Origin of the sequence: Enterobacter cloacae complex sp. ECC445, assembly GCF_021892025.1 — a bacterium.
GTDB lineage: Bacteria > Pseudomonadota > Gammaproteobacteria > Enterobacterales > Enterobacteriaceae > Enterobacter > Enterobacter chengduensis.
Genome location: NZ_JAKLRZ010000001.1, coordinates 91,360 through 104,436, shown reverse-complemented (window position 1 = coordinate 104,436; position 13,077 = coordinate 91,360). Strand labels below are relative to the sequence as shown.

The 13,077-nt window shown below is 59.0% G+C and carries 11 protein-coding genes; all 11 read right to left on the bottom strand.

All coding sequences use genetic code 11. The features are described 5' to 3' along the window. Positions 1-16: 16 nt before the first annotated feature. Positions 17-1,156 carry a beta-galactosidase BglB gene (bglB, locus tag L6R44_RS00520; protein ID WP_032641328.1) on the bottom strand — a complete coding sequence of 380 codons (1,140 nt, stop codon included), beginning with the start codon at positions 1,154-1,156 and terminating at the stop codon, positions 17-19. 4 nt (positions 1,157-1,160) lie between these two features. Continuing rightward, the gene (locus L6R44_RS00515) at positions 1,161-2,744 is read right to left on the bottom strand and encodes an MFS transporter (RefSeq protein WP_032641330.1); all 1,584 of its coding nucleotides are present in this window, start codon (positions 2,742-2,744) and stop codon (positions 1,161-1,163) included. A 262-nt stretch (positions 2,745-3,006) separates the two neighbouring features. Further along, positions 3,007-3,399 carry a flagellar protein FlhE gene (flhE, locus tag L6R44_RS00510; protein ID WP_237422894.1) on the bottom strand — a complete coding sequence of 131 codons (393 nt, stop codon included), beginning with the start codon at positions 3,397-3,399 and terminating at the stop codon, positions 3,007-3,009. Beyond that, a complete protein-coding gene (flhA, locus tag L6R44_RS00505) occupies positions 3,399-5,477 on the bottom strand; it encodes a flagellar biosynthesis protein FlhA (protein WP_237422893.1) in 2,079 nt (692 codons plus the stop codon). Before flhA ends, flhE begins: the two co-directional genes overlap by 1 nt. Then, on the bottom strand, positions 5,470-6,618 hold the full coding sequence (gene flhB, locus L6R44_RS00500) for a flagellar biosynthesis protein FlhB (protein WP_237422892.1): 1,149 nt from the start codon (positions 6,616-6,618) through the stop codon (positions 5,470-5,472). Before flhB ends, flhA begins: the two co-directional genes overlap by 8 nt. 148 nt (positions 6,619-6,766) lie before the next feature. Then, positions 6,767-7,411 (bottom strand): protein phosphatase CheZ, encoded by a 645-nt coding sequence (cheZ, locus tag L6R44_RS00495; RefSeq protein WP_032642640.1) that lies wholly within the window; start codon positions 7,409-7,411, stop codon positions 6,767-6,769. A gap of 10 nt (positions 7,412-7,421) precedes the next feature. Beyond that, positions 7,422-7,811 carry a chemotaxis response regulator CheY gene (cheY, locus tag L6R44_RS00490; protein ID WP_008500431.1) on the bottom strand — a complete coding sequence of 130 codons (390 nt, stop codon included), beginning with the start codon at positions 7,809-7,811 and terminating at the stop codon, positions 7,422-7,424. A gap of 17 nt (positions 7,812-7,828) precedes the next feature. Then, complete coding sequence (locus L6R44_RS00485; protein ID WP_032641339.1) at positions 7,829-8,878, bottom strand: protein-glutamate methylesterase/protein-glutamine glutaminase; 1,050 nt, start codon at positions 8,876-8,878, stop codon at positions 7,829-7,831. Next, on the bottom strand, positions 8,875-9,741 hold the full coding sequence (gene cheR, locus L6R44_RS00480; protein ID WP_237422891.1) for a protein-glutamate O-methyltransferase CheR: 867 nt from the start codon (positions 9,739-9,741) through the stop codon (positions 8,875-8,877). Before cheR ends, L6R44_RS00485 begins: the two co-directional genes overlap by 4 nt. A 19-nt stretch (positions 9,742-9,760) precedes the next feature. Further along, entirely contained in the window at positions 9,761-11,362 is a 1,602-nt protein-coding gene (tap, locus tag L6R44_RS00475) for a methyl-accepting chemotaxis protein IV (RefSeq protein ID WP_237422890.1), read from the bottom strand. Positions 11,363-11,406: 44 nt separating this feature from the next. Next, entirely contained in the window at positions 11,407-13,074 is a 1,668-nt protein-coding gene (gene tar / locus L6R44_RS00470) for a methyl-accepting chemotaxis protein II (protein WP_237422889.1), read from the bottom strand. Positions 13,075-13,077: the final 3 nt, after the last annotated feature.

Sequence of the window (13,077 nt, the reverse complement as noted above, 5' to 3'; positions counted from 1 at the left end):
GGGGATATCCACAGGTTCAGAAGTATTTCCGCAAATACTCCGTCAGACACAGTATCGCCATCGCCTGTCCGTACGGCATCGACGTCAGCGGGATCTGGCGATAGAACGCCAGATTGCTGCCCATCCCCGTACCGAACGACGTTTGCAGTAACTCCCCTTCCGGCGAGATATTTTTTACGATGCCGCGAATCGCCTTTTCCGCAACGTCAGCATACTGTTGACTAACATAGCGCTTACGCACCGCTTTCAGAATGCCGTAGGCAAACCCTGCCGTAGCGGACGCCTCAAGATAAGAATTTGGATCGTCGAGCAGCGTGTGCCACAACCCGCTCTCGTCCTGGCATTTCGCCAGCGCCGCAATCTGCGCATTAAGCACCTGCACCAGATAACGATGCACGGCGTTGCTCTCGGGCAGATCGACCAGCTCAAGGAAGTCCGGAATGACGATGGTCAGCCAGCTGTTGCCGCGCGCCCAGCGGGCACGCGCAAAGTTATGGTTGCCGTCGTAATTCCAGCCGTGGAACCACAGCCCGGTCTCCCGGTCCATCAGGTTCTGCACGTGCAGCAGGAACTGATACACCGCCTCTTCAACGTACTCCGGTTTGTTGAGCAGCTTGCCGATTTTCGCCAGCGGCAGCACCGTCATCATCAGCGTGTCATCCCACATCTGCTGATGGTTCTCTTCCGCCAGGGTGATATGCTGCATGCCGCCGTGCTCCGTACGCGGCATCTCATTCATCGCCCATTCCGCCCAGCTTTCCAGCCACGGCAGCCAGGCCGGGTTTCGGCTCTCTTCATAGCGATAGGCTAGCGTCAGGAACGGCGACATGGTATTCACGTTCTTGGTGGTCGCCCCTTCCGCAAACCGGTCCGCGAACCAGCCGTCGATGATGTCGCGCATACCCTTGTCGCCGGTCTGGCAGTAATACTGCCAGATACCGTAAAGGCCGACGCCGTGCGTCCACTCCCATCCGGCCCAGCCTTTGGTGTCGATCACGCGCCCGTCGTCCAGCCGCAGCAAAAACTCGCCCGTTTTGTCGTGGATATTCACCAGATTATGCGTCACGCTCTGAATCAACGATTTCAGCTCGTCCCTGGCGATAAAACGCTCTGGCTGACGCAATAACGGGCTATGTTTGACAGGCCAAACTTTCATCTTCTTAACCTCTGTTGTATGTCGAATTCAGTACCGCGCGATCCTTCAGCGAAGGCGCCGCGGGCTTATTGCGATTCAGATAACCGATGTTGTTGTTGCCCCACAGTGACTCATAGGGCATACCGGCCAGCATCTCCACGGTGGCACGGGCTTGCGGCGTGGCAGCTTCGGGTATCGCACGGTCAGACTCGCGCATTTTGGCGGTCTCCTCGCGCAGCGTGCTGTGGGTCTGCAGATTAAGTTTGAAGCGCAGGGAAACGAGGAAGCCGCAGAGCAGCACCAGGATGGTGCCCACGCTGAGGATCATCAGAATGGTGTGGCTCACTTCCGCTGGCTGGACTTTCTGACCGCTAACAAAGCCGGATAACTGCATCACAATGCCCACCAGCATCACCGCACCGGCCTGAGATGCCTTACGGGTCAGGGTCATGATGCCGGCGAAGATCCCTTCGCGGCGCTGGCCGGTGATCACTTCATCCACATCGGCAATGTAGGTGTAGGTATTCCATGGTACGTAGTTGATGCCGCCGCGCCCCAGGCCCGCTATCGCAGAGATCAGCAACAGCAGAGCATAGACGTCGCTCAGGCCGGCATAATAGAGCATGGCGTATGAGAGAGAGGCCAGGCCAAACAGCACCACCACCATGCGGTAGGACGGCGCAGGCCCAAAGCGGATACACAGCGGGATCATGGCGATAACCGCAAGGAACTGGAAGATAGCCATCGTGCCCAGCAGGTTGGACGCCATTGACGCTTCCTGCATCAGCACAAACACCACGTAGTAGGTGAAGACCGCATTAAAGACGTCCTGCGCAATATAGCCGCCGAGGTACATGCCCAGATGCTGGCGGAAAATCTTAATCCGCAGCGTAGAGCTCAGCTCCACGAACAGACGGTTCAGGCTCTGGCCCAGCGTCAGCTTCTTCTTCTCTTCTTCGGCACGCAGCGCCGCCTCAGACCACTCCTCTCTCGGGCGTTCCCAGGTGAAGCACCAGACAAAGGTCAGCATCAGCGCGCACAGCACGGAGAAGACCAGGCTTGCGTAAAAGAAGGAAACCGCGTTGTCTTTGCCGAATTGGGTTAGCAGGATGCCCGGCAGGAAGGAGGCCAGAATGGCGGACATCTGCGCCATAGAAATGCGCGCCCCGGAAAACTTGGTCTTCTGTTTGAAGTCATCGGTCATTTCCGGCACCAGCGTTTCGTATGGCACCAGAATCATCGTGTAGACAATATCAAACACCAGGTAGGTCAGCAGGTAGTACCAGAAGCTCATGTCCCCTACCCACATCAGCGAGTAGCTGAACACACACGGAATACCCAGCAGGATAAAGAACTTGCGGCGGCCAAAACGCTTGCCGAGCCAGGTTGTACCAAAGTTATCGGTCAAAAAGCCCATTAACGGGCTCACCAGGGCATCCAGCACCCTTGCCGCGGCAAAGATGAACGTTGCTTCGATAGGTGAGAGTCCACAGAAGGTGGTATAAAAATACAAAAGCCAGGCCGCCGTCAGGGCGGTGGTACCCGCCCCGAGGAAATCGCCTGACCCGTAAGCAAGATAATTTGCGAATCCAATTTTACGTGTTTTCATTGCCGTCAACCCTAATCAGTTTTGGGAGACTCCCTGCAAGCAAGCCTCGTCCGGGAGCTTTTATACGGCTACAGTAAATGCATCGGCCTGTTGAAACCTTTCTGTTTCTGCCATCACGAAGTGGGTAAATGGCAAAATTGCAAAGAGTATGGTCACGCGCGTCACTGATTTATAAAACAGCGTTTCTTTTTCTTCAAAAGGTGAGGTCGATTTTGAGATCCAGCCATCAGAATTCCCTGATGGCTGGCGAACAGGCAGGATGTTAGCGGTAGTTGACGATGACAGAATTGCTCTGCACTTTCAGGGCCGGGATTAAACGCCCCCCGCCCGGCACTTCCCAGATAAAACGCAAAGGTTCAACAGCCGGCACGCCGTTGAACGCCTGCGTTGTGCCATTTTCACCGTCGATTTCCGTACAGCGCGTCTGAGAGCAGAGGCGTACCCGCAATCCCGCAGGCGTCGGGCCAATCAGCCGGTAGTTCCAGACCACCAGTCCCATCAGGCCGGATACGCCCTCAGAAGGCGACAGCGGGTGAGAGGACATGGCAACGCCCCGGTTGCTGAGGGTCACCCCCATGCTGCTTGCCTGCCAGGAGCCCTCTCCACCGGCCTGCGCCGCCAGCGGAAAGAGTAAAATCCATAGCCATTTACGCATTATTTCCCTCCAATCGTCGCGGTCATGCGGATATGGCGGTTATCCGACAGCTCCAGGTTTGACAGCACGACCAGCTGGCTCAGGCTGCGGCGCAGGAAGCGCGACAGCAGCGGACGCAGCGCGTGGTTCACCAGCAGCACCGGCGGCGCGCCCAGCATCTCCTGACGCGCCAGCGCCTCCTGCGTTTGCGCCAGCAGACGGTCCGCCAGGCCCGGCTCCAGGCCGCCCCCGCCCTGCAGAGCCTGCAGCAGCAGACGTTCAAGCGGCGTATCGAGGCCAATCACCTGCACCTCTCCGGTTCCCGGGAACCACTGCTGGGTGATCGCCCGCCCCAGCGCCACGCGCACCACCGCCGTCAGCTCGTGCGGATCGCTTTGTATCGGCGCGTGCTCGGCAAGGGTTTCCAGGATGGTGCGCATATCGCGAATCGGCACCTTCTCGTCGAGCAGATTTTGCAGCACCTTATGCAGCGTGGTTAAGGTCAGCACGCCCGGGACCAGGTCTTCCGTCAGCTTCGGCATCTCCTGCGTGACGCGGTCCAGCAGCTGCTGCGCTTCCTGGCGGCCAAACAGCTCGGCCGAGAATTGCCCGATCAGGTGATTAAGATGGGTCGCCACCACGGTACTGGCTTCGACTACCGTATAACCCTGGATCTGCGCCTGCTCTTTCAGGGCGCTTTCAATCCAGATCGCGGCCAGGCCAAAGGCCGGGTCGATAGTTTGCTCGCCCGGCAGCGTGCCTGCTGCGGTGCCGGGGTTAATCGCCAGCCAGCGGCCCGGATAGGCATCCCCGCTGCCGATTTCCACGCCTTTCATCAGGATGCGATAGCGCGCGGGCGGCAGGTCCATATTGTCGCGGATGTGCACCACCGGCGGCAGGAAGCCCATATCCTGCGCGAATTTTTTACGGATACTGCGGATACGGCCCAGCAGCTCGCCGTCCTGCTGGAAATCGACCATCGGGATCAGGCGATACCCCACCTCCATCCCCAGGGAGTCTTCCAGCTGAACGTCGTTCCAGGTTGCTTCGACGGCCTGGTTATTCTCCGGCATTTTGACCGGAGCAGGCTCCGCAGCCGGTTGGATTTCACGGCCGCGCATCCACCAGGCCAGCCCCAGCAGCGCCGCCGTAAACAGCAGGAAGACAAGGTTTGGCATGCCCGGCACCAGGCCGAGCAGGCCCAGAACGGCAGCGGCCAGCAGCATCACGCGCGGGTTGCTGAACAGCTGGCCAACCATCTGCTCGCCAACGTCCTGATCGGTGCTCACGCGGGTCACGATCACGCCCGCCGCCGTGGAGATGACCAGCGCCGGGATCTGCGCGACCAGACCGTCACCAATGGTCAGCAGCGTATAGCTTTCCGCCGCGTGGCCCATGTCCATCCCGTGCTGCAGTACCCCCACCAGCAGCCCGCCGACCACGTTAATCACCATGATCAGAATGCCCGCGATGGCGTCACCGCGCACAAACTTGCTCGCACCGTCCATGGAGCCGTAGAAGTCCGCTTCCTGCGTCACTTCCGCACGGCGCTTTTTGGCTTCATCTTCGGCGATAAGACCGGCGTTCAGGTCGGCGTCGATCGCCATCTGCTTGCCCGGCATCCCGTCCAGCACGAAGCGCGCGCCCACTTCCGCGATACGCCCTGCACCTTTGGTGATAACCATAAAGTTGATAATAACGAGGATAACGAACACCACGATGCCGATAGCGAAATTGCCGCCCACGAGGAAGTGGCCGAACGCTTCCACCACTTTACCCGCCGCTGCCGCCCCGGTGTGCCCTTCCATCAGGATGATACGCGTGGACGCCACGTTCAGCGCCAGCCTCAGCAGGGTGGTAAACAGCAGAATGGTCGGGAACGCGGCAAACTCCAGGGTACGCTGGGTGAACATCGCCACCAGCAGCACCATAATGGACAGCGCAATGTTGAAAGTGAAAAGCAGATCGAGGATGAACGCCGGGAGCGGCAGTACCATCATCGACAGAATTAGCAGGATCAGAATCGGCCCGGCCAGGATCTGCCATTGGGTCGATTTCAGGTTGCCGGGCAGGCGCAACATTGCCACCAGATTAGCCATCAGTGTCCTTCTCGTTCATATAATCCAGCGCGGCAGGCACCGGAAGGTTCTCAGGTTTCACAGGCCGCTGACCGCCGGCCAGATGCCAGCGCTTCAGCTGCCATACCCAGGCCAGCACTTCCGCCACGGCGGCGTAGAGCTGTCCCGGGATCTGTTGTCCAATATCCGCATGGCGGTACAGGGCACGCGCCAGCGGAGGGGCTTCCAGGATCGGCACCCGGTGTTCCGTGCCAATTTCACGGATACGCAGGGCGATCGGTCCCGCCCCTTTCGCGACGACTTTCGGCGCGCTCATTTTGTTTTCGTCATAGCGCAGCGCAACGGAGTAGTGCGTCGGGTTGGTGACGATGACGTCGGCCTTCGGCACATCCTCCATCATGCGTCGACGGGCGGCGGCACGCTGCATCTGGCGGATACGCCCCTTCACGTGCGGGTCACCTTCCATCTGCTTATACTCGTCGCGAATATCCTGACGCGACATGCGCAGCTTTTTGAAGTGGGTGTACAGCTGGAAGATGACGTCAAAACCCACCATCGGGATAATGCTGAGCACCACCAGCAGCGCGCAGAGGCCGACCAGATTCAGGGCGTTGCTCATGGCGGTCAGAGGCGATTCGCTGATCAGGCGCATCATTTCCGGCCAGTGGTACCAGAGGTAAAACCCCGCGGAGCTGCCCATCAGCACCGATTTGAGAATGGCTTTGAGCAGCTCGGCCCCGGTCTGTGCAGAGAACATTTTCGCAATGCCCGGCAGCGGGTTGAGTTTGGAAAATTTCGGCTGCAGCGATTTGCCGCTAAAAACCAGACCGCCGAGCATCACCGGAGAGACCAGCGCGACCAGCACGACCCCGGTTATAAGGGGCAACAGCGCGACCATGGCCCCTTTAATCAGCTGGATAATCTGGCTGAGGATCAGATTCGGATCGTTGACCATGCTGTAGTCAAAACGTAAGCCGGTTGACAGCATGCCCGCCAGCTTGCGGGCGAGCGACTCCCCGCCCCACCAGATAATGCACACGCCTACGATAAGGATCAGCAGGGAGGTCAATTCTCGGGATCGGGGGATCTGCCCTTCCTCACGCGCCTTTTCAAGTCGGTGGGGTGTGGGGGCTTCCGTTTTGTCGTCGTTCTCTTCTGCCACAGTGCATGCTCAGCCCATTACGTCACGGGTATCATGCCAGCGCAGCGGAAATCCAATGGCGGGAAAAGCCCGTTTATTCGGGCTCTTTTCGGGGATTTTGTCGTAAACCGCCTCAGGCGCTGTTAATCCCCTGAGGCGGAATGGACAATCAGAAGCCGAGGCTGTCCAGCAGGTCGTCCACCTGGTCCTGGCTTGCCACCACGCCCGCCTTGCTGGCGTCGAGCTGTGGGCCATTGAGCAGGCTTTCGTTCTCGCGCTTTGGACGGGCTGCCGGTTCCGGAATGTTCTCCAGCAGCACCATCAGCAGCTGACGCTCAATCTCCTGGATAACGTCCATCATGCGCTTGATCACCTGACCGGTCAGGTCCTGGAAATCCTGCGCCATCATGATGTCCAGCAGCTGGGCGTTGGTGAAGCTGGTGTGGCCCGGCACATCGCCCAGGTACTGGCGGGTATCGGTCACCAGCTCGCGGGCATCCGCCAGCTCGATAGGATTTTCAAACCACTCATCCCAGCGTTTGCTCAGCGCTTTCGCCCCTTTTTCCATCGCATCCTGGTGTGGCTGAGACGCTTCAACGCTGTTCAGCGCACGCTCCGCGGCCTGCGCGGTCATCTGAACAACGTAGTCCAGACGATCGCGGGCATCGGGAATCGCTTCCGCCGCCTCCGCAATCGCCTGATCCAGACCCAGCTCGCGAAGGCTGTCGCGCAGCATGCGCGTCAGGCTGCCGATACGGACGATGATATCGCTCGGCGAGTGTTCTTCAACGGGTTTCATAGAAGGTTGCAACATTTCCATCACCTCACATGCCGAGTTTCTCGAAGATCTTACCGAGCTTCTCTTCCAGGGTTGCCGCGGTGAATGGCTTCACCACATAGCCGCTTGCGCCCGCCTGTGCCGCAGCAATGATATTCTCTTTTTTCGCTTCCGCTGTGACCATCAGAACCGGCATGGACGCCATTCCCGCATCGGCACGAATGGTTTTCAGCAGTTCCAGACCGTCCATATTCGGCATGTTCCAGTCGGAGATCACAAAACCAAACCCGCCAGCCTGCAGTTTGTTCAGCGCATCAACGCCGTCTTCTGCTTCTTCAACGTTGTTGAAGCCCAGCTCTTTCAGCAGGTTGCGCACGATGCGACGCATGGTGGAAAAGTCATCCACAACCAAAAACTTAAGCTCTTTATCCGCCATAAAATAATACTCCTGAGTCAAATACGTATTGCCTGTCCGGCACTGATTTTCGCCAGCATCTGCTGGCTTACCTGGCTAAGATCGACCACTTCGCTCACGCCACCCATATTGATGGCCTCGCGCGGCATGCCGAACACCACACAACTTGCTTCATTCTGCGCAATCGTCCAGGCGCCAGCCTGGTGCATTGCAAGCATTCCGGCGGCACCGTCGTTGCCCATCCCCGTCAGGATCACCCCAACGGCGTTGCGCCCCGCATGTTTCGCCACCGAATGAAACAGCACATCCACCGACGGACGGTGCCGGTTAACCGGCGGTCCGTCATGAATCTTGATTTGATAGTTAGCGCCGCTGCGCGCCAGCTCCATATGCTTGTCGCCCGGGGCGATATAGGCATGCCCCGGCAGCACGCGCTCGCCGTCTTCCGCCTCTTTCACGCTGATCTGGCACAGCTTGTTCAGGCGTTCGGCGAACGAGCGGGTAAAGCCTGGCGGCATATGCTGAGTAATCAGAATACCCGGACTTGAGAGCGGCAATGGCTGGAGTACATGGCGAATTGCCTCTGTTCCTCCGGTTGACGCCCCAATGACCAGCAGTTTTTCCGAGCTGAGTAACGGGCCGGCCTTCAGGGTTGTCGGGGCGGCCATCGGCTTATGCGCGGCAAGCTTCGCCCGCGACGCGGTGCGAATTTTCTCCGCGATCATTTCGCTATACGCCAGCATCCCCTCGCGAATGCCGAGCTGCGGCTTGGTGACGAAATCCACCGCCCCCAGCTCCAGCGCGCGCAGGGTGATTTCCGACCCTTTCCCGGTCAGAGAGGAGACCATCACCACCGGCATGGGCCGAAGCCGCATTAACTTTTCGAGGAAATCGATGCCATCCATGCGCGGCATTTCGACATCCAGCGTTAGCACATCGGGGTTATATTTTTTAATTAAATCCCGCGCGACCAGCGGATCGGGCGCCGTTGCCACCATCTCCATGTCGCTGTGGCTATTGATGATTTCAGTCATGATCTGACGCATCAGCGCTGAATCGTCGACAGACAATACCCTGATTTTACTCATGCTTTTTCCTTACTCAGCGCATACACCGTTTGCCCACGCAGGCTAAACTCACGCGCGAGGTTGCTGAAGTTTTCCGAGTGCCCGGCAAACAGTAAACCGTCAGGCTTGAGCAACGGAACAAACCGACGCAAAATGTCCTGTTGCGTCGTTTTATCAAAATAGATCATGACGTTACGACAAAAGATGGCGTCGAACGGCCCCGACACGTTGTACTGCTTATCCAGCAGGTTAACGGGCGCGAATTCAACGCAGTTCGCCAGCTCCTGGCGCACGCGTACCAGCCCTTCATGCGGGCCCGTGCCGCGCATGAAGTAACGCTGCAGCTGCTGCGGCGACAGCGTTTTCAGCTCGTCCTGGCGATAAACGCCGTTACGCGCCTTCTCCAGCACCTCGGTATCGATATCGCTGGCGTAGACCTTCCAGCGTCCTGGCGTCATGCCGAGAGTGTCAGCGAGGGTGATCGCCAGCGAGTACGGCTCTTCGCCCGTCGAGGCGGCCGCACTCCAGACGCGATACTCCCCGGTGCGACGGCGCGCGTGCTCGGCCAGTACCGGGAAGTGGTGAGCTTCGCGGAAAAACGCCGTCAGGTTGGTGGTCAACGAGTTAATAAAAGCCTGCCACTCGGCGCTGTTCTGGTTCGCCTCGAGCATGCTCAGATAGCGGCCAAAGTCATCCAGCCCCAGCGTACGCAAGCGCCGCACCAGACGGTTGTAGACCATGTCCCGCTTATGATCCGCAAGCACGATCCCCGCACGCTGGTAGATTAACTGACATATCCGACGAAAATGCGCGTCGGACAGCGCGAGGCGCTGTGTCATCTGCAACAATAATGACGTTTGCCCAGGGGGCATTGGTGATGTCATAGCGCCTTCTTAATTACATTCAGGATACAACTGGCACGGCCTGCGACCGCCCGACTTCTGTTACTGCTTCAACGTGCTCTTTCACATTAAATACCGCGACCAGCCCGGTGAGGCGATCCGCCTGGCTGGCCAGCTGATCGGTTGCCGCTGCCGCTTCCTCAACTAACGAGGCGTTCTGTTGCGTCACCTGATCCATCTGGCTGACCGCCTGAGCCACCTGCTCAATGCCGCGACGCTGTTCGTCCGACGCCGAGGCAATCTCGCCCATGATGTCGTTCACCCGCGTGACCGAGGTGACGATCTCGTGCATGGTGTGCGCCGCCGTATCCACCAGCGTCGAGCCCTGCTGAACGCGCGAGACCGACTCTTCGATCAGCACCTTAATCTCTTTCGCCGCGTTGGCGCTTCGGCTCGCCAGGTTACGCACTTCCCCCGCTACCACGGCAAATCCGCGCCCCTGCTCCCCGGCGCGCGCCGCCTCAACGGCGGCATTCAGGGCCAGAATGTTGGTCTGGAACGCAATACCGTCAATCACGCTGATGATGTCACCAATTTTCTGCGAACTGGTGGCGATCTCCTGCATGGTGCTGGCGACGTGAGAGGCCTGATCGCCGCCTTTCTTCGCCGTCATCGCCGCCTGTTTTGACAGATCGGACGCCTGACGCGCGTTATCGGCGTTCTGGCTGACCGTCGCGGTGAGCTGCTCCATGCTGGCCGCCGTCTGCGCCAGCGAGGCCGCCTGCTGCTCGGTGCGGGAGGAGAGATCGTTGTTACCCGCCGCAATCTCTGAAATTCCGGTGTGCATGGCGTAGCTACCCTGCCGCACGTCGGATACCGTTTCCCGCAGCGATCCCTGCATCGCCTTCAGGCTGGCAAAGATCGCCGAAATTTCGTTTTTGCCGAACACCGCCACCGGACGCGCAAGGTCCCCCTTCGCAATGCTGTCGAAGTGGCTGCTGATAATCGCCAGCGGCTGGACAATCATTCTGCGCGACCAGAGCAGTGCCCCGCCGGTCAGCAGCCCCGCCAGAATCACGACCACGGCAAAGATGACGCCCGACATGTGGTAGCTCTGACGGCTCTGTTCACCGGCACGCTGAACAGACTGGTTAATATCCTGCTGCCAGGCGTTGAAGCTGCCGTCAAACGCATCCTGCGAGGCCTGAACCGGCGCGGTCATAAAGTCCGACAGCTGGTTGTTCTCAAGCCACGTCGCCTGATGGTCCAGATCGCTGTACCACTGTTCAAAGTTCGTCTTCATGGCGGCCTTCAGCGCTTTCTCTTTCTCGCTGCCGGTGGCCTGCGCCGTAAAGGCTTTGAACTGCGCGTCGGCCTGTTTAAGGCTGCTTCGCGCGGTGGCCATCAGCGCCTTAATGTCATCCGGGGGATAACTCAGCGCGGTTAAGGTTCCCGCCTTGTTCAGCGCGGTGCTTGCCTGCAACAGCACGGCACGCGTTTGTGCCAGTGCGGAGCGCTGCTGATTACTCGCCTCAACGTCCTGCAAATTCTGATAGCCATCGCGAAACGCCCAAAAAGACAACCCGTTACTGCCAACCTGCAACACACCGCAAAGGATCAGAATCAAAAACAGTGTGGTCGAGATACGAATACGATTTAACATCCACGCTCCCATCAAGCGGCAAGCAGCCGCGGTTCAATTGTCAGTCAAAATGTTTCCCAGTTTTCATCTTGTCCGGTCGTTGCCGCACGCAGGCGAGTGACCGCCGATTCGGCGGCTGGCGCGCGATGCGTGGCTTGCGAAGTAACCGTATTTCCAGCGAGTGAAGCGAGACGAAACGCCGAGACGGCCATCTTCAGACGGCTCGCCTGGTCTTCCAGGGCAGCGGCCGCCGCAGCGGACTCCTGCACCAGCGCGGCGTTTTGCTGCGTCACGCGATCCATTTCCGATACCGCCAGGGCCACCTGGTCGATACCACGACTCTGCTCATCGGACGCAGAGGCGATTTCACCCATGATGTCCGTCACGCGGGTGACGGCATTCACGATGTCATTCATGGTCTCCCCGGCGCTTTCCACCAGCACGGAGCCGGTATCCACGCGGGAGACGGAATCTTCAATCAGGGCCTTAATCTCTTTCGCCGCGTTGGCGCTGCGGCTGGCCAGGTTGCGTACTTCCCCGGCCACCACGGCAAACCCGCGTCCCTGTTCACCCGCACGCGCCGCTTCCACGGCGGCGTTCAGCGCCAGAATGTTGGTCTGGAAGGCAATACCGTCGATGACGCTGATGATGTCGGCGATTTTCTTCGAGCTCTGGGCGATGTCGTGCATGGTTTTCACCACGCCATCCACCACGCGACCGCCGCGCTGCGCCGTCTCGGAGGCGCTTTCCGCCAGCTGAGAGGCCTGGCGGGCGTTATCGGCGTTCTGCTTCACGGTCGCCGTGAGCTGCTCCATGCTGGCCGCCGTCTCTTCCAGCGCGGAGGCCTGCTGTTCGGTACGGGATGAAAGGTCGTTGTTCCCCATCGCAATTTCGCTGGTGCCGGTATAAATAGCCTCCGAGCCGTTACGCACGTTGGCGACGGTTTCAATGAGCGAACGCTGCATATGGTCAACGCTGTTTGCCAGCTCGGTGATCTCATTGCGCCCGGACACGGTCAGGGTTTTGGTCAGATCGCCCCCGGCAATCTCACGAATGTGGGCAATGACGCGGCCAAGAGGGTTCAGCAGAATATGGCGAATGCCGTACCAGACCGCGACCAGCACGATGACCAGTGCCAGCGCCAGCACCGCCATCTGCCATTTCGCAAAGCGGTAGTCATTCTGGCTTTCGGTAAACGCGGAGTGATACAGATCGCCGCTGGCCCTCGCGTATTCCCCGAGCGCCGCGCCGAGGGCGTTTTGCATCCCCTGCGTTGGCTGCGCGAAGTAGGCGTCCATGTTGCCGCTCTCCAGGAACTGGATCAGCTCCGTCAGGCCAGCAAAGTAGGCCGTGTATTTTTCATCAATATTCTGGCTGACCTGCGCCATAGCAGGCTGCGGCGCGATCTGCTTGAAGGCGGCGTAGTGTTTAGCGGCGTCGGCGAGGGTCGCGCGGGCATTTTTCAACAGATCGGTTTTCGCGCTGCTCTGCTGATTGTTGGGGTCCATCATCATGCGCGCGGACGAGCGGCTCAGGTTGATACGCGTCTGCAGCATCAGATCCCACGTTGAGGTGAGTTCACTTTGCTGCATGCGCAGATCGTTCGAGGCCGCGAAGCTGTCCTGGTTCTGTTTTAATGATGAGAAAAAAAGCCCGCCGGAAATGAGCTGAAGAAGTGCGAAAATGACCAGCACCATCATAAGCATTGTGACAACGCGGATACGGTTCAACATACA